This is a genomic window from Cupriavidus sp. HMR-1, from assembly GCF_000319775.1.
Lineage (GTDB): Bacteria > Pseudomonadota > Gammaproteobacteria > Burkholderiales > Burkholderiaceae > Cupriavidus > Cupriavidus metallidurans.
In genome coordinates this window covers 1-22877 of sequence record NZ_ANKP01000244.1, presented here as the reverse complement: position 1 = coordinate 22877, position 22877 = coordinate 1, and the positions used below count along the sequence as shown (strand labels likewise).

Genomic DNA, 22877 nt, shown 5'->3' with positions numbered 1-22877 from the left:
ACCCGGAACCCGAGGCATAGTATACGCATACAGTCCATACACAAACACATACAGTTTATCACTGTATGGAGTATTTGCCACGGGCTCACGGTGTCGCAAGCCGCCAGACAGGCGAGGCGCGGATCGGGATGAGCCCAGGAGAATTTGTCCATGTCTGCATTCGAAGCCCTTGATCTGGCGCGGTTTCAGTTTGCCTTCACCGTCTCGTTCCACATCATTTTTCCGGCCATCACGATCGGGATGGCGTCCTACCTGGCCGTGCTGGAAGGGTGCTGGCTACGCACCGGGAACACCGTCTATCGCGACCTCTACCATTTCTGGTCCAAGATCTTCGCGCTGAACTTCGGCATGGGCGTGGTCTCCGGACTGGTGATGGCCTACCAGTTCGGTACCAACTGGAGTTTCTTCTCCGAATTCGCGGGCAGCATTACCGGGCCCCTGCTGGCGTACGAGGTGCTGACGGCCTTCTTCCTCGAAGCGGGCTTCCTCGGCGTCATGCTGTTCGGCTGGAAGCGGGTCGGCCCGGGGCTGCACTTCTTCGCCACGCTGATGGTGGCACTGGGCACGCTGATCTCGGCCACGTGGATTCTGGCGTCCAATAGCTGGATGCAGACCCCGCAGGGATTCGAGATCATCGATGGCCGCGTGGTGCCGACCGACTGGCTCGCCGTGATCTTCAATCCGTCGTTCCCCTATCGCCTGGTGCATATGAGCATCGCGGCCTTCCTCTCCACGGCGCTGTTCGTCGCTGCATCGGCCGCATGGCATCTGCTGCGCGGCAACGACAATCCAGCCATTCGCAAGATGCTGTCGATGGCGATGGGAATGCTGCTGATCGTCGCGCCCATCCAGGCCGTGGTGGGTGACATGCACGGCCTGAACACGCTTGAGCATCAGCCCGCGAAGATCGCCGCGCTGGAAGGCCATTGGGAATCGCACGGCGACGAGCCGCTGCCGTTGCTGGTATTCGGCTGGCCGGATATGGAGCGGGAGGAAACTCGCTTCGCAGTCGGCATCCCTCGCCTGGGCAGCCTGATCCTGACGCACACGCTGGACGGGCAGATCAAGGGCCTGAAATCCTTCCCGCCGCAAGACCGACCCAATGCCGCGATCCTGTTCTGGAGCTTCCGCGTGATGGTTGGCCTGGGCCTGCTGATGATCCTGCTCGGCCTCTGGAGTCAATGGCTACGCTGGCGCGGGCGGCTGTATGAACATCGCGGCTTCCTGCGCATGGCGCTCTGGATGGGCCCCACAGGATTGGTCGCCCTGCTCGCGGGGTGGTTCACCACGGAGATCGGCCGCCAGCCCTGGGTGGTGTATGGCCTGATGCGGACGGCCGATGCCGCGACGCCGCACAGCGTCACGCAACTGACGATCTCGCTGGCGCTGTTCGTCATTACGTACTTCTTCGTCTTCGGCGTGGGCATTGCCTACATGTTGCGGCTGGTACGCAAGGGGCCGAAGCCGTCCGAGGGCGACGTGTTCGAATCCGATGCCGAACCGCCAACGGACCACAAACCCGCGCGGCCGCTATCGGCCATCGACGACGACACGCGCCTGAACCCCGCGGAAGCAAGGAGCTGACATCATGGGTATCGATCTCTCTCTGCTCTGGATTCTGATCATCTTTTTCGGCGTGATGATGTACGTCGTGATGGACGGCTTCGATCTCGGCATCGGCATCCTGTTTCCGTTCGTGCCCGCCCGGCATGACCGCGATGTGATGATGAACACCGTGGCGCCCGTCTGGGACGGCAACGAGACCTGGCTGGTGCTGGGCGGCGCGGGCCTGCTGGCGGCGTTCCCGCTGGCCTATTCCGTGGTCCTGTCCGCGCTCTACCTGCCGATCGTCCTGATGCTGCTGGGGCTGATCTTTCGTGGCGTGGCGTTCGAATTCCGCTTCAAGGCCAACGACCGCGAACGCCCGGTATGGGATCTGTCGTTCATGGGCGGATCACTGGTGGCCGCGTTCTTCCAGGGGGTGGCGCTGGGGGCCTACGTCGATGGCCTGCCCGTCAAGGACGGCGCCTTCGTGGGCAGTTCCATGGGCTGGCTCGCCCCGTTCCCGCTGTTCTGCGGCGTCGGCGTGGTCGTCGCCTACACGCTGTTGGGTGGCACGTGGCTGATCCTGAAGACCGAGGGCCCGCTGCACGACCGGATGAAAGCCCTGACGTCCCGGCTGGTGTGGGCGCTGCTCGCGATCATCGCGGTCATCAGCATCTGGACGCCGATTGCCCAGCCACGCATCGCCGAACGCTGGTTCAGCCTGCCCAACCTCTTCTGGTTCGCGCCGGTCCCCCTGCTTGTGCTGCTGTGCGCCGTGCTCCTGCTGCGTGCGTTGCGCCGAGACACCCATGCGCAACCGTTCCTCTTCACGCTCGGGCTGGTTTTTCTGGGATACAGCGGCCTGGCCATCAGTGTGTGGCCCAACATCGTGCCGCCATCGGTCTCGATCTGGGCCGCCGCCGCGCCGCCGCAAAGCCAGGGCTTCGCGCTGGTCGGCGCGCTGTTCGTGATTCCGTTCATCCTGATGTACACGGTGTGGTCCTACTACGTGTTCCGCGGCAAGGTCCGCGTCGGCGATGGCTACCACTAGGAGACCCGACATGTCGCACTTACCTGACTGGGCGCGCCGGACTGGCTGGCTTCTGCTCATCTGGACCTGCAGCGTGGCCGGGCTGGGCGTGGCGGCCCTGGTGCTCCGCCTGCTCATGCAGATGGCTGGCATGCATCGGTAACCGGCTTCTATAGTTGTTCCGGCATTCCGGATCCGACTTCGCGGACCGGATGCGAGCGCGGTTCGCCCCCGCCGAAGGGCCGCGCGCGTCGAAAGACCTCGGTGACCAGCAAGACCGTAGACAGACAGGAGTCGCATCATGAGCAACAAGCCCACCATCATTCTGGTACATGGGTTCTGGGGAGGCGCCGCCCACTGGGGCAAAGTCATCGTCGAGCTTGCACGCAAAGGGCATACGTCCCTTCACGCCGTCGAAATGCCGCTGACCTCGCTGGCCGACGATGCCGAACGTACCCGAAAGATGATTGCGCAGCAGGCGGGCCCCGTGCTGCTGGTGGGCCACTCGTACGGTGGCGCCGTGATCACACAGGTGGGCAATCAGCCGAATGTGGTGGGGCTCGTCTATATCGCGGCATTCGCGCCGGATGCCGGAGAAAGTCCCAGCGGCATCACACAGCAATGCCTGCCGGCCGCAGCGCCCAACCTTGCGCCCGACAGCGACGGGTATCTGTGGCTGAAGGCCGACAAGTTTCATGAGAGCTTCTGCCAGGATCTTTCCGCCGACGAGGCCCTGGTCATGGCCGTCACCCAGAAGGCGCCCGTTGCCAGCACCTTTGGCGACACCATCGCCGTGCCGGCATGGAAGACCAAACCATCGTGGTACCAGATCTCCAGCGAGGACAGGATGATTGCGCCGGACAACCAAGCCATGATGTCCACCCGGCTCAATGCCAGGAAGGTCATCACGCTGGACGCCAGTCATGCATCGCTGGCCTCCCGGCCCGCGGAGATCGCAGCGTTCATCGACGAGGCCGCTGCCACGGCGAGCCAGGGCTGATGCCTCGTCATGTCGCGGCGCGCGGCTTGAGGAGCTCGCCCGCCATGATCCATGGGATGGCTACAATGGAGTACGGCAGACACTGACCCGCGCGCGCAAGCTGCTGGATAGCGTCCCAACCACCTCTGGGAGACGAAACACATGAAACACGAATCCGCGTCCGTTCCTGCTTCGCTGCGCGCGCTCGCGCTGTCTCTCGGCTGCCTGCTGGCCGCACCGGCCATCGCCAAACTCCCGCCGCCAACGCCGGAACAACAGCAGGCGGCCGAAGCCAGGAAGGCCAAGGAGGCTCAAGACGCCAAGGCTCAGGCCGACGCGCTGGCCAAGGTCCAGGATCAGATCGCCGCGCGGTTCGGCAAGGGGTCCGACGCAGCGGCCAAACCCGCCGAGGCGCAAGCACGTTGACGCGGGGCCCCCAAGGGGGAAAGCGGACGGGGACGGGACGGGGCCCCAACGCGCGCGGGCGCCGTCAGCGGCGCCTTACTCGAAAGGCTTCGGCTTCGGCGTCTTGTCGCTCGACGGCGGCAGCATAGGCAGCACTATCTTCGGCTGATCGCCGGTCAGCGTCTTCAGGAACGCCACGATATCGGCGTTCTCTTCCGGCGTGAACTTGCGCGCCAGTTGCAGGCGCCCCATCGTATCCACCGCCTGACTCAGCGTGGCCGCCTCGCCATCGTGGAAGTACGGATAAGTCAGCGCAACATTACGCAGGGTCGGCACCTTGAAATTGAACCGGTCAGCGTCCTTGCCCGTCACGCCTGCCCGGCCCTCCGACGGATTCCTGGTCTTGTACGGCTCCACGAGACCCATCTTCTGGAACGAGTTGCCGCCGATGTTCTGGCCGTTGTGGCAGGCAACGCAGCCAGAGCCCTTGAACAACTGGTAGCCGCGCAACTCCTGCGCGTTGATGGCCTTCTTGTCACCCTTCAGCCATTTGTCGAAGCGCGCGTTCGGCGTGACCAGCGTTTCCTCGAACGCGGCAATGGCCAGTGTGATTTCGGATATCGTCAGCTTGTCCGACTTGAAGACCTTGCGGAACTCATCGACGTACCCGGGGATGGATCGGAGCGTGTCGACCGCCAACTCGTGCGTGAAGGCCATCTCGATTGGGTTGGCAATCGGCCCGCGCGCCTGCTCTGGCAAATCCTTCGCGCGGCCATCCCAGAACTGCACGAAATTCAGGCTGGAATTCAGGACGGTCGGCGAATTGATGCCGCCCTGCTTCCACTTGTCGCCGATGGACGTCTTGAGGTTATCCGAGCCACCCATGCTGAGGTTGTGGCACGAGTTGCACGAGATAAAGCCAGAGCGCGAAAGACGAGGATCGAACCAGAGCTTTTCGCCCAGCGCCACGCGTTCCGGGTGCTGGACCTTGGCAGGCGCAATGGGCTGGATAGGTTCGGCTTGCGGCTCGGCGGCGTGCGCACTGGATACGGCGGCGGCAAACAGCACCGTCATAAACGTCGCCGTCGAAAACGTCGACAGGACTCTGCTTCGGCTGGATTTCATGGGGACTCCGTCTTGTGGGTCGGACCGCGCAGCGCGGTCCGCAAGCCGGATTAGGCACTTTTGGTTCCATCCAGGTGTTGATAGCTATCAACCGCTTTGGAGGATGAAACGAACGGGTACGACACATATCAAATCGGGCTCGATTTCATCCCGATGCGCCGCAGCCAGTCGGACATGCCCATCGTCGCCGAACGATTGGCATACCCGGCTGGCCCGTCACCCATAGTGCGTCAGCAGTACATCAACGGCGCGTCAGTCCAGGGTGATGCCCTCGCGCTGAATCACCACTGCCCAGTTGGCATCTTCCTTCTCGATGCGCTTGGCAAAGTTCGCCGGGTCGATCATGACGACTTCACCCTGCTGACTCAGGACAGACTTTGCACGGGCATCGTTGGCCAGACCCTTGGTGATCTCATACAGCTTCTGCACGATCTGCGGCGGCGTGCCGGCCGGCGCCAGCATGCCGAGCCAGAAGCTGACATCGAACGGCTTGACACCGGCTTCCTCCAGCGACGGCACGTCTGGCAACTGCGGCATCCGCTTGGGCGACGTCACTGCAAGCGGCTTCAGCTTGCCAGCCTTGATCTGCGGCAGCCCGTTCCACGCGTCGAAGGCAGTCTCCAGTTCACCGCTGATCACAGCCATCTCCGCCTGCGAGGCCGATTTGTACGGCACGTGCGTGGTCTGGATCTTCTCGCGGTTGTTCAGCATGGCGAAGCTCAGATGCGCGATGTTGCCCGGCCCCGCCGAGCCATAGCTGAGCTTGCCCGGATTGCGCGTGGCATAGCGAACCAGATCGCCAACCGAACCGATACTGTTCTTCTTTGCCCACTCGGGGTTCGCCACCAGCACGAACGGCGCCTCCACTACCAGCGCGACCGGCGCCAGATCCTTGGGCTTGTAGTTGCTCCGCTTGTACACCTGCGGGTTGATGGTGATGCTGCTCGAGTTCGTGACCAGCAGCGTATAACCGTCCGCGGGCGACTTGGCGACTTCGGCAACGCCGATCAGGCCGTTCGCGCCCGGCTTGTTCTCGACGATGACCGGCTGCCCCAGCGACTTGCTGAGCTGCTCCGACAGCACGCGCGCGACGGTATCGGTGGTGGACCCTGCCGGGAACGGCACGACGATCCGGATCGGCTTGTTGGGCCAGTTGGCCGTCTGTGTGGCCGTCTGCGCGCCAGCCGGCGCCGCCATCGTCCCTGCCATGACGGCCAGCGCCGCTGCCACCAGCTTCATCCCGCCCTTGATGGCGCGGCGGCGTGCGGTGATTTCGCGTTCTTTCATGTGTGTCTCCTTGTCGTTCTCGATGTCGTTCTCGGTGGTCCTGCTGAGTTCCTGCGTCATGCGCGCCCCTTCGATACCTTGGGCTGCGCGGTTTTCCCTGTCACGCCGATACGCTCCAGTTCCGCGATCTGAGCCGGGCCGAGCGCGAGCACGCGCGCCAGCACCGATTCGGTGTGCTCTCCAAGCGTTGGGGCGGCGTATCGGATTGCCTGCGGCTCGCTGCCCGCGCGGAACCAGGCGGTCGTGGCCCTGTACGGCCCGCTATGGGCACGGTCAATGTCGCGCCAGAATCCGCGTACGTGCAGATGGGCATCCTGAAGTACCTGCGACATGGGACGCACCACGCCCGCCGGGATACCGGCCTGCTGCAGCGTCTGCATCGCTGCCTCCGGATCGCGGCCCGCGCACCAGGCGCTGATTGCCGCGTCGATCTCATTCCCCCGCGCGCGTCGGCCAGACACGCTGGCGAGGTGCGCGTCAGCGGCGAGATCGTCCCGCCCAATGACGCGACAAAGGGCGGGCCAGTGCGCGTCCGTGGCGGACAGGACGACCCACGCATCGTCCCCGTCGCAGCGGAAGCACCCGTGCGGAAACAGCATCGGATGACGATTACCCTGTCGCGGCGATACCGCTCCGGAGATCGACTGCTCGATCATGAACGGCGCGGCCATCGGCAGCATGGCCTCCACCTGCGACAGGTTGACGTGCCGCCCCTCGCCCGTGGTCTGCTGCGCGAACAGCGCCAGCAGCATCGCCGCACCCGCGTTCAGCCCGCCAATCGGGTCGCCGTAGGCATAGGAGGTCATGGCGGGCGGCCCATCCGGGTGCCCGGTGTAGAGCGGCAGCCCGCTGGCCTGTTCGAGCGTGCCGCCGTAGGCCCGGGTATTGCTCCACGCGTTGCCGAGCCCGAAGGCCGGCATCGACACCATGACCAACCGCTTGTTCCGGGCGCGCAAGGCCTCGTAGTCAAGCCCGAGCTTCGGCAACACCTCCGCCGAGTAGTTCTCGATGACGGCGTCCGCGCCCTCCACCAGTTCGAGCAACAGCCGCTTGCCCTCCTCGCGCGTCAGGTCGAGCGTGATGCCCTGCTTGTTGCGGTTCATCAGGTTGAAGTTCGAGTTCTTCTCGTACAACCGCTCCCGATAGAACTCCTCGGTGAAGTTCGCGCCGCGCCACCAGTCGGGGTAGCTCGTGCTCTCGACCTTGATGACCTCGGCGCCGAAATCGGCCAGCGTGCGCGATGCAAGCGGCCCGGCCCAGCCCATCGTCAGGTCGATGACACGGATGCCTTCCAGCGGACCCTTGGCCGTGGTGGCGCGCTGAAGCTGGCGCAGCGGTCGATGATCGAGACCCGACGCGCGATAGAACGCATCGTCCGCGCCCTTCAGCGGCGCGTCGCCACCGGCCAGCGGACCCGCTGCGTCGAGCCGGAGTGGCACCACGGGACCTTCGAACGTCGTCCCGTCGATTCGCACCGGCACGAACGCCCCACGTTCCCGGTGCACCGCCTGGCCGAGCAGTTCCTGCATCGTTGGCACCAGCACGGTGGGATGCTTCATGTCCCCGAGCAGCTCGAACCACGCCTGCGCCGTGCGCGTGCGGAACGCCGGGATCAGGATGGCGTCGATCTCGTCGGCCCGGTTCATGCGCTCCTGGCCGTTCGCGAAACGCGGGTCGCGGGCCAGTTCGGGCCGTCCGATGGCTTCGCACAGCGCCGTCCACTGTGGCAGCGTGTGCGTGAAGATGCCGATCCAGCCCGATGCGGTCTCGTAGATACCGGCCGGATGCGTGCCGCAGAAACGGTTGACGCCCAGACGGCGCAGCGGGTGCCGCTTGTCGGGCACCATGCCGGCTTCCATCTCGACCACGCTGAACACCGCTTCATGCAGGCTCAGCACATAGCGACGGCTGCCTTGCGCACCGCCGATCAGGGCGGCCACCGCAGCCGAGTACGCCATCAGCCCACCCACGATCGCGGTCTGCACGTCGTGCGGCATGTGCGGCGGCCCGTCCACCGGACCGCTTCCGTGCACGGCGCCAGCCAGGCAGCGGCACACGGCTTCCGAACCCGCGAACTCGCTATATGGTCCGCTTTCGCCGAACCACGTGAGCGCGACCTCGATTGGCTCGTGCCCCCCGTTGCCCTCTGCGTCTGCGGCCGCGGCCCAGACGGGTGCGGACAGCACGCCCACGCCTTCGATCAGCGCGCGGGCATCGAGAACAACGTCGCAGGTTCTTGCCAGCCGGGCAAGCCACGCGCGGTCAGCGGCATCTGCCGAATCAGCGGTCACGCTGCGCTTGTTGGTGTTCAGCCAGGCGAAGAGCGCGCTTTCCGGCTGCGCTTCGGCACCGGAAACCAGCGGCGGCATCTGCCGCCAGACATCGCCCTCCGGGCGCTCGACCTTGATGACTTCGGCGCCGAAATCGGCGAACAACTTGCCCGCGTACGCAAGCGCCGGACCGGTGCCGACCTCGAGTACGCGCAGCCCACCCAGCGCAAGCGGCGCCGGGGCAGCAGCATCCTTCATCTTGAATCCCTCGCGTGTGGACGTGGATCGGGCCTGCCGAACAGTGCCCGCGTTTCACTCATCACAGTGACAATCACCACGCTCACCATGCATCGACGAACGACTGGCGCGCCCTGCGGCTGCGGACATCAGCCGAGGCAATGCCCTGGGCGATCCATTTGCGCGTCTCGGCTGGGTCGATCACGGCATCGATCTCCACCGCTGCGGCCGTGTTGATCGCGTGGCCACGCTCGTAGGACTGCGCCACCAGCTTGTCGAACAGCGCCTTGCGCTCCGGGCCATCGGGCACCGCTTCAAGTTCCTTCTTGAAGCCGAGCCTGACCGCACCCTCCAGCCCCATCGGACCGAATTCGCCGGTGGGCCACGAGATCGTGAAGTTTGCCGAGCGGAAACCACCGCCTGCCATCGCCATCGCGCCGAGGCCGTAGCCCTTGCGCAGCGTGACGGCCAGCAGCGCCACGCGCAGCTTGGCGGCAGCCAGGAACATCCGTGACACGTGACGCACCTGGGCCTGGGCCTCGATCTCGGGTCCGACCATGAACCCCGGGGTATCGATCAGCGAGATGATCGGCAAGCCATGCGCATCGCAGAGTTGCATGAAGCGCGTTGCCTTGTCCGCGGCATCCGCGTCGATCGCGCCACCAAGGTGATACGGGTTGTTGGCCATGATGCCGACCGGCTGCCCCTCCACACGGGCCAGCGCGGTGTGAATGCCCGCGCCGAACCCGCCGCGCAGCATCAGCACGCTGCCGACGTCGGCGATGCCTTCGATGGCCTTGCGGGTGTCGTACACGCGCAGGCGGTTCTCGGGCACGACCTGGCGCAACGCCAGCGCGTCAGGCGCGCTCCAGTGCGCCACGCGGCCCTGGAACATCGACAGGTAGTGCTTGGCGACCACCACCGCCTCGGCCTCGTTCTCGACCAGCACGTCGACCACGCCATTGGCGAACTGCACCGACGCGGGACCCACGTCTTCCGGACGGAAGATGCCAAGGCCGCCGCCCTCGATCATCGCCGGCCCGGCCATGCCGATGTTCGCCGAGCGATCGGCGATGATCACATCGCAGCAGCCCAGGAACGCCGCATTGCCGGCAAAGCAACGGCCCGACACGATGCCGACCACCGGCACGTGTCCGCTGAGTTCGGCGAACGCCGCGAACGACGGCTGATACAGGCCGGAGACGGACGGGAAATCCACGTCACCAGGCCGCCCGCCGCCACCCTCGGCAAACAGCACGAGCGGCAATTCATCACGGAGCGCCACCTCGACGATACGGTCCGTCTTGATGTGATTGCGCTTGCCCTGCGTGCCGGCCAGCACCGTGGCGTCGTACGCCATCACCGCGCTGCGTGCCCGTTCCTTCGCAACCAGCTCGCGGTTGATCTCGCCGATACCGGTGATCAGGCCATCCGCGGGCGTGTTGACGATCAGGTCTTCCTTGCTGCGGCGGGATGCCTGCGCGGCCAGCGCGAGCGCGCCATATTCCACGAAGGAGTCGCCATCGCACAGGTCGGCGATGTTCTCCCGCGCCGTGCGCTGCCCGCGCGAACGGCGTTTGGCGACGGCATCGGGACGCGCCGCGTCATACAGATAGGCGTGCCGGTCCAGCACACGCTGCAGATCCGCTCGGATCGCATTCGGATCGACATTCCGCGCGGCATCCACGGCCACGCCGTCGGCCTCTGCCTGCTCGAGCACGATCAGCATGTGGCCTTCGGACACCAGCGCACCCTTCTCCGGGCGCAGATCGACCACACGGCCCGCGCACGGCGCGACAATCGCGTGCTCCATCTTCATCGCATCGAGCACGGCCACCGTCTGCCCCGGCTTGACGATCTCGTCCAGTTGCACCGGGATGTCGACCACGCGGCCAGTCAGCGGCGCACGGATCGCCACGAGCCCTTCTTCCAATTCCTCTTCGGCCTCCGGCGCGCGGGTCGCGTGGGCGGGCGTTGCATGGGATGCGCCGCCGAAACGCGCGTCCTGCGCGCGCTCGGCTTCGGCGATGGTTTCCGCCGACGCCATCAACGCCGGCAGGATCGACTCGAAAAGCCGCGTGTGGACGTCCTGCGTCAGGAAGTCCTCGCGCTGGGCAAGCGCCCGCAGCAGGTTGAGGTTGGTCGGCACGCCAACAATGCGGAATTCCGCGAGGCTGCGCTGCAGCCGGCGCACGGCAGCTTCGAACCCGGGTGCGGCGCTGCTCACGATCAGCTTGGCCAGCAGGGTGTCGAAGTTCGGCGACGGCTCGTAGCCAGCGTAGCCGTGGGAGTCCACCCGTACATCAGGACCGGCGGGCGGCTCGAAACGCTCCAGACGGCCAAATGCTGGACGCGCCAGCCCTTGCGCATCGGTCATTTCGGCATTGACGCGCACCTGGATCGCATAGCCCCGGGGTTGCGGCGGCGAAGCCGGATCGAGTCCAAGCTCGGCAAGCGTCCGCCCCGAGGCCAGCCCGATCTGCAGCGCCACGAGATCCACGCCGGTCACCTGCTCGGTGATGGTGTGCTCCACCTGCAGCCGGGGATTGGCTTCGATAAAGACGAAGCGCTTCTGCTCGCCCGACTCGCTTTCCTCGACCAGAAATTCGAACGTGCCCAGGCTCTGGTAGTTGACGCGACGCGCCAGCCGCAGCGCGGCCTTGATAATCTCCGCGCGCAGCTCCGGCTTGAGCACCGGGCTCGGGGCAATCTCCACCAGTTTCTGGAAACGGCGCTGCAGCGTGCAGTCCCGCTCGCCGAGCGCGATAACGTGCTGGCCGTCGCCAGCGATCTGCACTTCGATATGGCGTGCCCGGCTGACCAGCCGCTCGGCGTACAGCGCATCCACGCCAAACGCGGAACTGGCCTCGGACCGGCAGCGCGCATAAGCCTCCGCCAGATCCTCGCGTCTGCGCACCACGCGCATACCGCGCCCGCCGCCACCGCCAACCGCCTTGATGACGATGCCGGCGTCGCCCTGGGCATCGAAGAAGCGTTCGATCTCCTCCAGAGACGCGCCGCCATGCGTGGCGGGCATGACCGGCACGTCGCACTCGGCCGCCAGTTGCAGCGCGCGGCCCTTGTCGCCAAACAGAGCGAGATGCTCGACCGTCGGTCCGACGAACCGGATGCCGGCATCGATGCACGCCTGCGCAAAATCGGCCCGCTCACTCAGAAAACCGTAGCCCGGGTGTACGGCATCGCTGCCCGATGCCTTCGCGACAGCGATGATTCCCGCGATGTCGATGTACGCAGCCGGGCCTGCACCGTCCAGCGCAATGGCCTCGTCGGCCAGCATCCGATGCCGGCAGCCCGCGTCGTCCTGCGAGTACACCGCGACGGTGCCGATATCCAGGTCGCGTGCGGCGCGCTGGACGCGCAATGCGATCTCTCCGCGGTTGGCGATCAACAGCTTCTTCAATTCAGTCTCCTCGTTTCTGCTTCTGTCTTGGGAATTCAGTTCGTACGTCAATCAGGGCCGGATGCCGAACCGGCTCACGCCTGCCTCGCGCAGCGGCGCCGCCAGATTGGCGAACTCGCACAGCAGCGCACGTGTTTCACGCGGATCGATGATGTCTTCGATGACAAAGGCCTCCGCGCTGCGGAACGGCGAGGTCAGGCTGCGCACGCGCAACATGATCTCGGCGCGTTTCTGCACCGGGTCGTCCGCCCCTTCGATCTCGGACTTGTAGGCAACTTCCAGCCCGCCTTCGATCGGCACCTCGCCCCAGTTGGCTGATGGCCAGGCGTAGCGGAAATTGAAGCGCCCCATGTGCTGATGCGCGGCGGCCGCCACGCCATACGCGCGGCGCAGGATGATCGAGCACCACGGCACGGTGGCCTGATAGACCGCCGCCAGCGCGCGTACACCGCGCCGTGTGGTACCGGCTCGCTCAGCGTCCAGGCCGGACTGGAATCCGGGGGTGTCCACCAGATTCACCACGGGCAGGTGGAACGCCTGGGCCAGATCGACAATGCGCGTAAATTTCTCGGCGGTATCGCTATCCCAACTGCCACCCTGCACGCGCGGATCGCTGGCAACCACCGCCACCGGCCAACCATCGAGCCGGGCCAGGCCCGTAACGATGGCGCAGCCCCAGTGCCTGCCGATCTCGAAGAAGGAGCCAGCGTCGACCAGTGCTTCCAGGATCGGACGGATCTCGTACGTCGCCCGGCCATCACGCGGGATGGCGGCCAGCAGCCATTCATCACGGCGGGCGGGGTCGTCTGCTGGTGTCACACGCGGCGGCAGTTCGTGCACCGATGCCGGCAGGTAAGACAGAAAATCACGCGCCCGCGCGAACGCCTCCTGCTCGGTGGCCACCTCGTCATCGACCACGCCATTGCGGCTGTGGATGTGACTGCCACCCAGTTCGTTCTTCGTCAGCCCCTGCTCATTGGGCGCCGCCGCTGGCGGGCCGGCATAAAAGAGCTGCGACGTCTCGCGGACCATCACCGAGTAGTGGCTGGCTGCCACGCGCGCCGCGCCCATGCCCGCCACCGACCCCAGTGCAAGCGACACTACGGGCACCACGGCCATGTTCTCGACCACGTGCTCCCACACCTTCATGGTGGGGATCAGCGTATGGCCCTTGATCTCGACATTGCGCACCGAGCCGCCACCGCCCGTGCCATCGACCAGCCGCACCATCGGCAGGCGCAGGTCATGGGCCATCTTCTCCGCGTGGATCAGCTTGTCGCCCACCGCGCCGTCATTGGCGCCACCACGCACGGTGAAGTCATCGCCCACGAGCACCACCGGGCGCCCGCCGACATTCGCCCGGCCCATCACCAGGTTGGACGGCACCAGGTCCACGAGCCGGCCGTTGCTGTCGTAGCGGCCGCTGCCGCTCAGTCCGCCAACCTCCCGGAACGTACCGGGATCGGCGATACCGGCAATCCGCTCCCGCACGGAAAGCTTGCCGGCCGCCTTATGGCGCGCCACCTTTTCCTCACCGCCCATGCGGGCGGCCAGTCGCCTCCGGTAGGCAAGTTCATCAATCTCTGGTTGCCAGGTCACGGCGTGTTTCCTCTTTGGCGGCGTACGCATTGACTCCACTAGCGCACGATCCATGCCACCCCGAAGACACTCGCCAGCACCATGATTTCATTGAGGATTTTCTCAGTCGCCACTATCATGTCCGCCATAACGACAGCTCGCGTCCTCAACGAGGACACACATGGAGACAGGCAGTGTCCTCAGAGAACACACAGCGTCCGGCCACCGAAGCCGTCGCGCTCGGCGCACTGGTGCTATCCCGCGACGGCGGCCGGGTGGCCGCTGTCGGCGTGTGCGCCGACAGCAACATCGCGGATGCGGCCGAGCAGGCATGGGCGCAGTCGGCGGACCGGGAAACCGGGCGGCGGCTCTTCCCCGTCGAGACGGGCCTCCACCGCTACATCGGCCTGTGCCAGGAAGACGACCAGCATCGACTGATCCTTCTGCATCGCGCGGACGCGAGCACGGCGCTGTTCGATTTCCTGGGCTCGGTGCCGTTCGCTGGTGCGATCCTCGACCACTTCCTGACCAGCCCATACGAAGCCATCGTCGTGGCGGACCGCGCCGGACAGGTGCGCTACGTCAGCCCGGTCCACGAGAAATTCCTCGGCCTGAACACCGGCGAAGGCATTGGGCGTCCGGCCGCGAACGTCATCCCGAATTCGCGGCTGCCCCAGGTAGCGGCCAGTGGCAAGGCCGAAATCGGGCAACTGCAGCAGATGAACGGCGTGACACGCGTGGTCAACCGCATCCCTATCCGCGAGGCCGGCGAAGTGGTTGGCGCCATCGGGCAGATCATGTTCAAGGGACCGGAAGCCATTACGCGAATGCACGAAGAACTGTCGGAGCTGCGCTCTCAGGTCGTGCGTTACCGGCGCGAACTGGATGGCTTGCGTGAAAGCCCATCGCCATACGGCTTGATCGGGGAAAGCGCGCCGATGCAGCGACTGCGCCGCGAGATCGAGACCGTGGCACGTCTGGACGTGCCAGTGCTGATCCTGGGCGAAAGCGGCACCGGCAAGGAACTGGTGGCCCGCGCCATTCACGCTGCAGGCAGCGAGCCCGCGCGCGAACGGCCGCTGGTCAGCCTGAACCTGGCCGCCCTGCCCGCCACGCTGATCGAATCGGAACTGTTCGGCCATGTGCCGGGTGCCTTCACGGGGAGCCAGCGCAAAGGACAGGCCGGGAAGCTGGCGACTGCAGCCGGCGGCACCGTGTTTCTCGATGAAGTGGCCGACGTGCCGATGGAGGTGCAGGTCAAGCTGCTGCGCGTGCTGGAGGACCACATGGTCGAACGGCTGGGCAGCCATCGACCGGAACGGGTGGATTTCCGCCTGATCTCCGCCACCAACCGCGATATACCCGCGCTGATCGACGCCGGGCGTTTCCGCCTCGACCTCTACTACCGGCTGAGCGGCGTGGTGCTGCGTATTCCTTCACTGCGCCAGCGGCGCGAGGACATTCCCGCGCTGCTGCATCACTTCGTCAACGCGTTCTGCCAGCGCAACAACATCCCCGCCCCCGCGATCGACCAGGACGTGGCCCGGCATATCGCCAGCCAGCCGTGGCCCGGCAATGTGCGCCAGTTGCGGCAACGCATCGAGGAAGCACTGGTGTTCTGCGATGGCCGCACGCTGCGCGTGACGGACTTCTCGCGCGGGGAATCAGCAATCGTGCCGGTGGCCGCCAGTGCCCAGCCGGATGAGGCACCGCTGCCGCCAGGTGCGGGGAACAGTGCGCAGAGCAGTGCTGGGATCGAACCGCCAGTGTCCTACGCATCGTCGCTGCCTGCAGCCCCGCCATCCGGCGCGTTGTCCGCCGGCATGAGCGAACTCGCCTATGCGGCGGTGCTTGAGGCCATTTCACGCCACGGCGGCAACAAGAAGCGCGCCGCCGAGCAACTGCGGATCTCGCGCTCCCACCTGTACAAGATTCTGGAGCGCGGGCCGGGTGGCTAACCCGGCCCGCCACGCCAGTCACACCACGCCATTCACACCACATTGATCACGACATCGATATTGCCGCGTGTGGCCTTCGAGTACGGGCAACGCTGATGCGCATCCTCGGCCAGCGCCTGGGCGGTGGCCCGGTCGAACCCCGGCAGGTTCACGTTGAGCCGTGCCTGCAGGAAATATTGATCGCCAGCCATGCCGAGGTCGACTTCCGCATCGACGGCCACGCCAGCGGGCAGTGCAATCTTCCGCGCCTGTGCCGCCTTGCCGAGCGCGCCGATGAAGCAGGCCGACCAGCCGGCCGCGAACAGTTGCTCGGGGTTGGTGCCGTGACCTGCCGCGCCCGGGGGCGTCAGGCGGATATCGAGCCTGCCGTCGTCGCTGCGCGCGGCGCCGTCACGGCCGCCAGTGGTGTGGGTCTTGCCGGTGTAGAGGACTTTTTCGATCTTGGTCATGCTGGGCTCCTGGTATCGGATGAACGTTCTGACCCGGATTGCTGCCGGGCCATATAGGTTGATGTCGAAGGTGCCGCCTGCACGGTTTGCGATGCGTGCCGTGCTGCGTACAGGAGCATTTAAGCGGGTGGATGTATCAGCGCCGTAGCCAGGATCGGCCGGTTTCGTGTGCGCACGTATCGGCGTGGCATTGCGATACAGAGAGATACAAAACAGTGGAGCGGTATAGCGGGAAAGCGGTGAGACGGCGCGGCAATGGCCGCACCGTCACCAGTCGCGTCAGTGACGCGCGGCAGGCTGCGCCGGGGCCGATGATGCAAGTGGCAACGTAAGCGTCGCCTGCAAGCCACCGCCCTCGCGATTGGACAGCACCAGATGCCCACCCATGGCACGCGCCAGTTGCTGGGCAATCGCCAAACCCAGCCCGGTGCCGCCGGTACCCCGGTTGCGCGACGTCTCGACGCGATAGAACGGCTGCATGACCCGTTCGAGATCGGCTTCGGGAATGCCCGGACCCCGGTCCTGCACCGCAATCGCCAGATTGCCGCCTGCCTCGCGCGAGACAGCGACACGCACCTCGTTGCCGAACTTGAGCGCGTTGTCGATCAGGTTCATCAGGATGCGCCGCAATGCCTGCGGCCGCGTCTCGATGGGCGCCCCGACCTTGCCCTCCACCTCGATCGCTTGCCCGCCATCGCGATAGTCGAACGCAAGGCTGTCCAGGAAGGCATCGACGTCCACGCGCACCGGCGTTTCCGAGCTGCCGTGCAACGTGCGCGCATAGGTCACACCTTCGCGCACAAGCTGCTCCATCTCGCGCAGATCCTGAAGAAAGCGCTCCTGCGTGTCCGATGGCTCCATCAAGTCCAGTCGCAGTCGCATTCGCGTGATCGGGGTCTGCAGGTCGTGCGAAATAGCGGCGAGGATCTGCACCCGCTCGGCAAGGTATCCAGCAATACGCTGCTGCATGGCGTTGAAAGCCGCCGCGGCATGTGCCACTTCCATCGGCCCTGATTCGGGAATCTGCTCGGCCTTGAGATCGGGACCGAGGTTTTCGGCCGCGCTGGCCAGTTGCTTCAGCGGGTGCGTCACCACCCGCACCGCGAGCCAGGCGCAGACGCCCAGCAATACAAGCTGCACCGCGAGCAATGCGGGCAGCCACATGGCCAGTGGCTTGGGCGCCGGGTGAATGTCGATGGTGAGCGGGCTGCCGTCACTCAGGTGGATATGCACCTGGAAGTGCTCCGCGTCGCCCGACACGGCATTCGCATGCACCGTGTAGCGGCCTTGCAGCGCATGCGTGATGGTGTCCACCGCCTGCCGCGACAGGGCCTCGCGCGGCGGCTCGTCACCGCTGACGCCCGCGTTGAGCTGGTAGCTGTAGTTCTTGCGCTCGAGCTTGCCGAGCCAGCGCGGCCGCTCGGCCGCCGGCATCATGTCGAGAATCGACACTGAACTCGCCACATCCTGCTCCAGGTTCGAGAGCATCAGCCGATCGGCCGCGCCTTCGCGCTCTTTCAGCACGAGCGCGAAGGAAAGCCCCTGCGCCAACGCCAATCCGACCAGCAGGATCACCATCAGCCGGGCAAACAGGGAGCGCGGCCATGCGCGCAGCGCGCTCGCGTGAGTCACGTCCGCTCCTCGCGTACCTCGACGATCGCCGTGAACACATAGCCGCCATTGCGCACGGTCTTGATGTAACGCGCCTCGCGGGCGTCGTCGCGCAGCCGCTGGCGCAACCGGCTGACCATCAGGTCGATCGAACGGTCGAACAGTTCGGCGTCGCGCCCCTGTGTGAGATTCAATAGCTGGTCGCGGCTGAGCACACGCTGCGGGTTGTCGAGAAAGACCCGCAGCAGCCGGTATTCCGCGCCGCTCAGCGCCACCAGCACATCGTTCTCGTCGAGCAGATGGCGTGCCGTGGTATCGAGCCGCCAGTCACCGAATGCCAGCAGCGTGGCGGCCTCGGTGATCTGCAGGTTCGGCGGCAACATGCGCGTGCGCCGCAGCACGGAACGGATCCGCGCCAGCAGCTCGCGCGCGGCGAATGGCTTGACGAGGTAGTCGTCGGCGCCCATTTCCAGCCCGAGGATGCGATCGGCTTCCTCATTGCGGGCCGTCAGCATCAGTACGGGAGTGGTCTTGTGTGGCCCGGCGCGCAAGTCGCGGCACAGGGCCAGGCCGTCTTCGCCTGGCATCATCAGGTCCAGCACGATGAGGTCGACCGACCCCTTCTCCAGCGCGGTGCGCATTTCTCGCCCGTTCGCCGCAAGCGTGACACGCATTTCGTTGCGATCGAGATAGGTCGCAACAAGCTCACGGATCTCGCGGTCGTCATCGACGATCAGAATATGGTCAGGCCGGATCATTCCTGGCTCCCCTCGGTACAGTCGGCATTCATCCCCATGCCGCCCATTGTGCAGCGCCTTTGTGTAGCACTTTAGGCGACGCGTTGTATCGCTCTCTATCTGGAGCCGTCTTATACAGGAATCGTTGCAAATCTGCCGGCCGCCCGCGCCATGCTGATAGCTCAGGGGGCCGGCGTCGACGAGGCCCCGGGGATGCGCCTGCGGGCCTCCGTCGCTCAGGCATTGGCGCCGTCGAGGTACGGATCGATCGAGCGCGCCGGAGCAGCAGATACACCGGTGCGGTCCAGACCTGCCAGCGTGCGGGCGCCATCGAGGTACGGATCGATCGAGCGTGCCGGATCGGCGGACACACCGGTGCGATCCAGACCTGCCAGTCTGCGGGCACCGTCGAGGTACGGATCGACCGAGCGCGCCGGATCGGCGGATACGCCGGTGCGGTCCAGACCTGCCAGCGTGCGGGCACCGTCGAGGTACGGATCGACCGAGCGTGCCGGATCGGCGGATACGCCGGTGCGGTCCAGACCTGCCAGCGTGCGGGCGCCGTCGGTGAAAGTGTCGACGTTGCGGGCGCCGTCGGTGTACGGGCTGCGCGGGTCCTGCACGCCGTGCGCGCCCTCGCTGTACACGTCACGCGCGTCTTGCACGGAACGGGCACCGTCCGTGAACGGGTCGCGCGCGCCGGCATGGGAAAGCCCAGCTGCCTGGGCGCCTGCGGCGGCAGCGGCCAGGGCGATCGCGAAAACAAAACGCTTGGTGGTGGTCGAGGTCATGATGATGCTCCTTGAAGTAGCGGGATCGGGTTGGTAACTGCGTGCCCCGGGATCGCTTCGTTGCGGTTCGCCGTGGGCCACGCAACGTATTCAAGGAGACCGATGTATCGCGCCCGTAGCGCAAATGTGGGGTTTCAGTGACCGCACGTATCTGCGCCGGCGCCAGATACACAGCGATACAAAACCATGTGGAAATGTGACGCGCAGGCGATGGATATCGTCGCCCTGGCTCCAAAGGTGCCGCTTGCCTGTCCGATTCTGTGGGTCGAGGCGCCTGCACGAACTGGCTTCCTCGTCACTGGGCACCAAAAGCAGACCTTGACACGTCATTCTCTTTTTACAATACTTATCTCATATTTATTCTCAAAAGGAGAACATCGCGCGTGCGATGTGAAGGCAACGTGGAACTGGCCGAACTGGAGATCTTTCGCGCGGTGGCCCGGGAACAGAGCATCACCCGGGCGGCGCGCGTGCTGGACAGGGTGCAATCCAACGTCACCACGCGCGTGAAGCAGCTCGAGGAAAGCCTCGGCGTCGCGCTGTTCCAGCGTGACAGCAAGAAGATGACCTTGACGCCTGAAGGCCAGCGGCTGCTTGGCTATGCCGAACAGATGCTCGCGCTGGCCGAGGAAGCCCGCCAATCGATGCGGGCCGATACGCCGAGCGGCACGCTTCGCGTGGGGTCCATGGAGAGTTCCGCCGCCACCCTGCTGCCGAAGCCACTCGGGCGCTATCACGCCGCCTGGCCCGACGTCGAACTCGATCTGACGACGGGCACCACGCAAAGCCTTGTCGACGCCGTGCTGGATCGCCGTCTGGACTGCGCGGTGGTAGCGCACCCTGGCAAGGGCGCCGCGCGCGATCTCGATATCGCGGAGATGGGTGCCGGACTGGAAGGCACGTTCATCCGGACCGAGGAACTGGTGCTCGTGCTGCCGGCCACGCATCCGAAGGTGCGCGGTCCGCAGGACGTAACGTTGCGCCACCTCGCCGCGTTCGCGCGTGGCTGCACATACCGCCGCTGCGCCGAGGAATGGCTGGAGGAAGGCGGCGACGAGGTACGCCGCTCGCTGTCGGTCATGGAGATGCCGTCCTACCACGCGATCCTCGCGTCCGTGGCCGCCGGGTCGGCGGTGGGGATCGTGCCTCGCGCGTTGCTGGCATTGCATCCCGACCATGCCGAATTCCAGACCGTACCGGTCAGGCCCGCCCACACGTTCCTGGTCAAGCGCGCCGGATTCACCACGTCGGCCTTTGAAGCATTCCAGCGGGAGTTGCGTCATGTCTGATTGCCTGCATTCCCCGCACCCGTCTTCGGTTGCGCGCGGCAGTAGCCACGCCACGCCGGCATCGTGGCAGGAACCCGTCGCCGCCGCGCTGGCGTTGGCCGTGGTCATGGGCTTCGGCCGCTTCGCGTTCACCGGCATGTATCCGCTGATGGTCCAGGAAGGAGCCATGTCCGTTGGCACCGGCTCGCTCGCGGCCTCCGCCAACTACGCGGGCTATCTGGCCGGCGCGCTGCTTGCCACGAAGATCCCGGCGCGCACCGCCAGCGACTGGACGCGCGCCGCGCTCGTTGCCACCGTCCTGTGCATCCTCGTGCTCGCCGCGCCCATTCCGCCTGCCGTTTTCGTGGCGCTGCGCTTTCTTGCGGGCGTGGCCAGCGCCGTGGGCCTTGTCTGCGCCTCGGTCTGGCTATTGCACGTCGTGGGCCGGCACAATGGCGCCCCGCTGCTCTTTGCTGGCGTGGGCACGGGCATCGCGGTTTCGGCCGAGCTGATCGCGATCGGCAATCTGTCGACACCGGGTAGCAGCGTGCTGTGGCTGGTGCTGACAGTCGGCGCGCTAGCGCTGTCGGTACTGGCATGGCGGCCGATCCGCCAGCCTTCGGCACAAGCCGCCACGGCTTCGGCGGCGCACCAGCATCGGCCCCGGCACGCGCTGGGCGCGTGGCCGCTGGTCGCCAGCTATGGCCTGGCAGGTCTTGGCTACATCATCACCGCAACCTATCTGCCACTGCTGATCCACGGCGCGCTCCACGACGTCAATCCACTTCACATCTGGGCCATGTTCGGGCTGGCAGCGGTGCCCTCCTGCTTCCTGTGGCACACGGTGCACGAACGGCTGGGCACGCGGCGTGCCATGCAATGGAACCTCGTGGTCCAGGCGGTAGGTGTGGCGCTGCCGGCCATCAATCACTCTGCGGCCGCCTATCTGGCGAGCGCGGTGCTGGTTGGCGGCACGTTCGTCGGCACCGTGACCATCGCCGTACCCGCCGCCCGACACGCGGCGCATCTGGTCCGATTCAATCTGGTGGCGGCCATGACCGCCGCCTACGGCGTGGGCCAGATCGCGGGACCGCTGATGGCCTCGGCCCTGATGTCTCACGGCGGCAGCTTCAACGGCGCGATGGAGATCGCCTCCGCCGCCCTGCTGATCGCCGCCGGCATCTGCGAGATCCGCCAGCCCAGCCAGCCCAGCCAGCCCAGCCAGACCCGCCAGACCCACCAGACCCATTCGTAAGCTCGACACTCCAACCGGGGAATCCGCCATGAACACCACCTCCCGCAGCCCGCGTCAGAACCTGCTCGCGCGGCTCAACCTCTCCACACCGATCATTCAGGCGCCCATGGCCGGCGTCAGCACGCCAGCGATGGCGGCCGCCGTTTCCGAAGCGGGCGGCCTGGGCTCGCTGGGTGTCGGCGCGATGAACGTGGACGGCGCGCGCAAGGCGATCCGCGAAACCCGCGCGCTGACCAGCAAGCCGTTCAACATCAACCTGTTCTGCCATGTCCCCGACGCGCCCGATGCGGCGCGCGAGCGCGCCTGGCTCGAATACCTCGCGCCGGAATTCAAGAAGTTCGGCGCCGCCGCGCCTGCCAGCCTGAACGAGATCTACAAGACATTCCTGACCGACGAGGCCATGTTCCAGATGCTGCTCGAGGAAAAGCCTGCCGTGGTCAGCTTCCACTTCGGGCTTCCCGCGCAGGAGAAGATCGACGCGCTGCGCGCGGCGGGCATCGTGCTGCTGGCCAGCGCCACATCGTTGCGGGAGGCGCGACTGATCGAAGCGGCGGGCATCGATGCGATCGTGGCGCAAGGTATCGAAGCCGGCGGCCATCGCGGCGTATTCGATGCATATGGCGAAGACGAGGGACTGGGGACACTGGCACTGGTGCGCGTACTGGTCGAGCGCACCAGCCTGCCCATCATTGCGGCGGGCGGCATCATGGACGGCGCGGGCATCGCGGCGGTACTGGCGCTGGGCGCGCAGGCCGCGCAACTTGGCACGGCATTCGTCGGCACCCAGGAATCGTCCGCCGATGCCGCTTATCGCGCCGCATTGGCTGCCGCACTTACCGCCGAACAGCCGCGCCCGACCACCTTCACGCAGGCCATCTCGGGCCGCACCGCCCGCGGCTTCGCGAACCGGCTTACCGCGCTGGGCGCCGCA

18 protein-coding genes are annotated in these 22877 nt (G+C 66.0%); 9 read left to right on the top strand and 9 right to left on the bottom strand.

All coding sequences use genetic code 11. From position 1 onward, the window contains the following. Positions 1-150: 150 nt before the first annotated feature. From D769_RS25760 to D769_RS25745, 5 genes are all read left to right on the top strand, one after another. Complete coding sequence (locus D769_RS25760) at positions 151-1584, top strand: cytochrome ubiquinol oxidase subunit I (RefSeq protein WP_008651021.1); 1434 nt, start codon at positions 151-153, stop codon at positions 1582-1584. 4 nt (positions 1585-1588) lie between these two features. Further along, entirely contained in the window at positions 1589-2596 is a 1008-nt protein-coding gene (gene cydB / locus D769_RS25755) for a cytochrome d ubiquinol oxidase subunit II (RefSeq protein ID WP_008651020.1), read from the top strand. Between the two features lie 10 nt (positions 2597-2606). Further along, positions 2607-2738, top strand: a complete 132-nt coding sequence (locus tag D769_RS31440; protein WP_008651019.1) for a DUF2474 domain-containing protein — start codon at positions 2607-2609, stop codon at positions 2736-2738. A 138-nt stretch (positions 2739-2876) separates the two neighbouring features. After that, complete coding sequence (locus tag D769_RS25750; RefSeq protein WP_008651018.1) at positions 2877-3575, top strand: alpha/beta hydrolase; 699 nt, start codon at positions 2877-2879, stop codon at positions 3573-3575. 141 nt (positions 3576-3716) lie between these two features. Then, positions 3717-3980: a hypothetical protein gene (locus tag D769_RS25745; protein WP_008651017.1), complete on the top strand. Its 264-nt coding sequence runs from the start codon at positions 3717-3719 to the stop codon at positions 3978-3980. Between the two features lie 75 nt (positions 3981-4055). On the opposite strand, the gene D769_RS25740 is transcribed toward D769_RS25745, so the two are convergent. From D769_RS25740 to D769_RS25720, 5 genes are all read right to left on the bottom strand, one after another. Beyond that, the gene (locus tag D769_RS25740) at positions 4056-5033 is read right to left on the bottom strand and encodes a cytochrome-c peroxidase (protein WP_008651016.1); all 978 of its coding nucleotides are present in this window, start codon (positions 5031-5033) and stop codon (positions 4056-4058) included. A gap of 303 nt (positions 5034-5336) precedes the next feature. Beyond that, positions 5337-6431 (bottom strand): tripartite tricarboxylate transporter substrate binding protein, encoded by a 1095-nt coding sequence (locus tag D769_RS25735; protein ID WP_008651015.1) that lies wholly within the window; start codon positions 6429-6431, stop codon positions 5337-5339. After that, a complete protein-coding gene (locus tag D769_RS25730) occupies positions 6428-8899 on the bottom strand; it encodes a CoA transferase (RefSeq protein WP_008651013.1) in 2472 nt (823 codons plus the stop codon). The genes D769_RS25735 and D769_RS25730 overlap by 4 nt, the downstream gene beginning before the upstream one ends. 82 nt (positions 8900-8981) lie before the next feature. Continuing rightward, positions 8982-12299, bottom strand: coding sequence for a carboxyl transferase domain-containing protein (locus tag D769_RS25725; RefSeq protein WP_008651011.1), 3318 nt, complete (start codon positions 12297-12299; stop codon positions 8982-8984). Between the two features lie 51 nt (positions 12300-12350). Continuing rightward, a complete protein-coding gene (locus D769_RS25720; protein ID WP_008651010.1) occupies positions 12351-13898 on the bottom strand; it encodes a carboxyl transferase domain-containing protein in 1548 nt (515 codons plus the stop codon). 173 nt (positions 13899-14071) lie between these two features. On the opposite strand from D769_RS25720, the gene D769_RS25715 reads away from it, so the two are divergent. Further along, complete coding sequence (locus tag D769_RS25715) at positions 14072-15835, top strand: sigma 54-interacting transcriptional regulator (RefSeq protein WP_008651005.1); 1764 nt, start codon at positions 14072-14074, stop codon at positions 15833-15835. Between the two features lie 32 nt (positions 15836-15867). Here D769_RS25715 and D769_RS25710 read toward each other — a convergent pair whose 3' ends face one another. The 4 genes from D769_RS25710 to D769_RS25695 form a co-directional block, all read right to left on the bottom strand. Next, complete coding sequence (locus D769_RS25710; RefSeq protein WP_008651001.1) at positions 15868-16284, bottom strand: organic hydroperoxide resistance protein; 417 nt, start codon at positions 16282-16284, stop codon at positions 15868-15870. Positions 16285-16563: 279 nt separating this feature from the next. Beyond that, positions 16564-17862: a HAMP domain-containing sensor histidine kinase gene (locus tag D769_RS25705; RefSeq protein ID WP_052018167.1), complete on the bottom strand. Its 1299-nt coding sequence runs from the start codon at positions 17860-17862 to the stop codon at positions 16564-16566. Positions 17863-17912: 50 nt separating this feature from the next. Beyond that, positions 17913-18653 carry a response regulator gene (locus tag D769_RS25700; RefSeq protein WP_008650998.1) on the bottom strand — a complete coding sequence of 247 codons (741 nt, stop codon included), beginning with the start codon at positions 18651-18653 and terminating at the stop codon, positions 17913-17915. Between the two features lie 215 nt (positions 18654-18868). After that, the gene (locus D769_RS25695) at positions 18869-19423 is read right to left on the bottom strand and encodes a hypothetical protein (RefSeq protein ID WP_008650995.1); all 555 of its coding nucleotides are present in this window, start codon (positions 19421-19423) and stop codon (positions 18869-18871) included. A gap of 401 nt (positions 19424-19824) precedes the next feature. Between D769_RS25695 and D769_RS25690 the strand changes: the two genes are divergently transcribed. The 3 genes from D769_RS25690 to D769_RS25680 all read left to right on the top strand — a co-directional run. Continuing rightward, entirely contained in the window at positions 19825-20712 is an 888-nt protein-coding gene (locus D769_RS25690) for a LysR substrate-binding domain-containing protein (protein ID WP_017511822.1), read from the top strand. Then, on the top strand, positions 20705-21946 hold the full coding sequence (locus D769_RS25685) for a YbfB/YjiJ family MFS transporter (RefSeq protein WP_008650991.1): 1242 nt from the start codon (positions 20705-20707) through the stop codon (positions 21944-21946). Before D769_RS25690 ends, D769_RS25685 begins: the two co-directional genes overlap by 8 nt. A gap of 28 nt (positions 21947-21974) precedes the next feature. Next, a partial coding sequence (locus tag D769_RS25680) for a nitronate monooxygenase (RefSeq protein ID WP_008650989.1) occupies positions 21975-22877 on the top strand: 903 nt, incomplete at its 3' end.

Coding starts and splice junctions, on each gene's coding strand:
- D769_RS25705 (WP_052018167.1), bottom strand. CDS start 17,862: ATGGTGATCCTGCTGGTCGGATTGGCGTTGGCGCAGGGGCTTTCCTTC.
- D769_RS25740 (WP_008651016.1), bottom strand. CDS start 5,033: ATGACGGTGCTGTTTGCCGCCGCCGTATCCAGTGCGCACGCCGCCGAG.
- D769_RS25710 (WP_008651001.1), bottom strand. CDS start 16,284: ATGACCAAGATCGAAAAAGTCCTCTACACCGGCAAGACCCACACCACT.
- D769_RS25750 (WP_008651018.1), top strand. CDS start 2,877: ATGAGCAACAAGCCCACCATCATTCTGGTACATGGGTTCTGGGGAGGC.
- D769_RS25685 (WP_008650991.1), top strand. CDS start 20,705: ATGTCTGATTGCCTGCATTCCCCGCACCCGTCTTCGGTTGCGCGCGGC.
- D769_RS25760 (WP_008651021.1), top strand. CDS start 151: ATGTCTGCATTCGAAGCCCTTGATCTGGCGCGGTTTCAGTTTGCCTTC.
- D769_RS25695 (WP_008650995.1), bottom strand. CDS start 19,423: ATGACCTCGACCACCACCAAGCGTTTTGTTTTCGCGATCGCCCTGGCC.
- D769_RS25735 (WP_008651015.1), bottom strand. CDS start 6,431: ATGACGCAGGAACTCAGCAGGACCACCGAGAACGACATCGAGAACGAC.
- D769_RS25700 (WP_008650998.1), bottom strand. CDS start 18,653: ATGATCCGGCCTGACCATATTCTGATCGTCGATGACGACCGCGAGATC.
- D769_RS25745 (WP_008651017.1), top strand. CDS start 3,717: ATGAAACACGAATCCGCGTCCGTTCCTGCTTCGCTGCGCGCGCTCGCG.
- D769_RS31440 (WP_008651019.1), top strand. CDS start 2,607: ATGTCGCACTTACCTGACTGGGCGCGCCGGACTGGCTGGCTTCTGCTC.
- D769_RS25730 (WP_008651013.1), bottom strand. CDS start 8,899: ATGAAGGATGCTGCTGCCCCGGCGCCGCTTGCGCTGGGTGGGCTGCGC.
- cydB (WP_008651020.1), top strand. CDS start 1,589: ATGGGTATCGATCTCTCTCTGCTCTGGATTCTGATCATCTTTTTCGGC.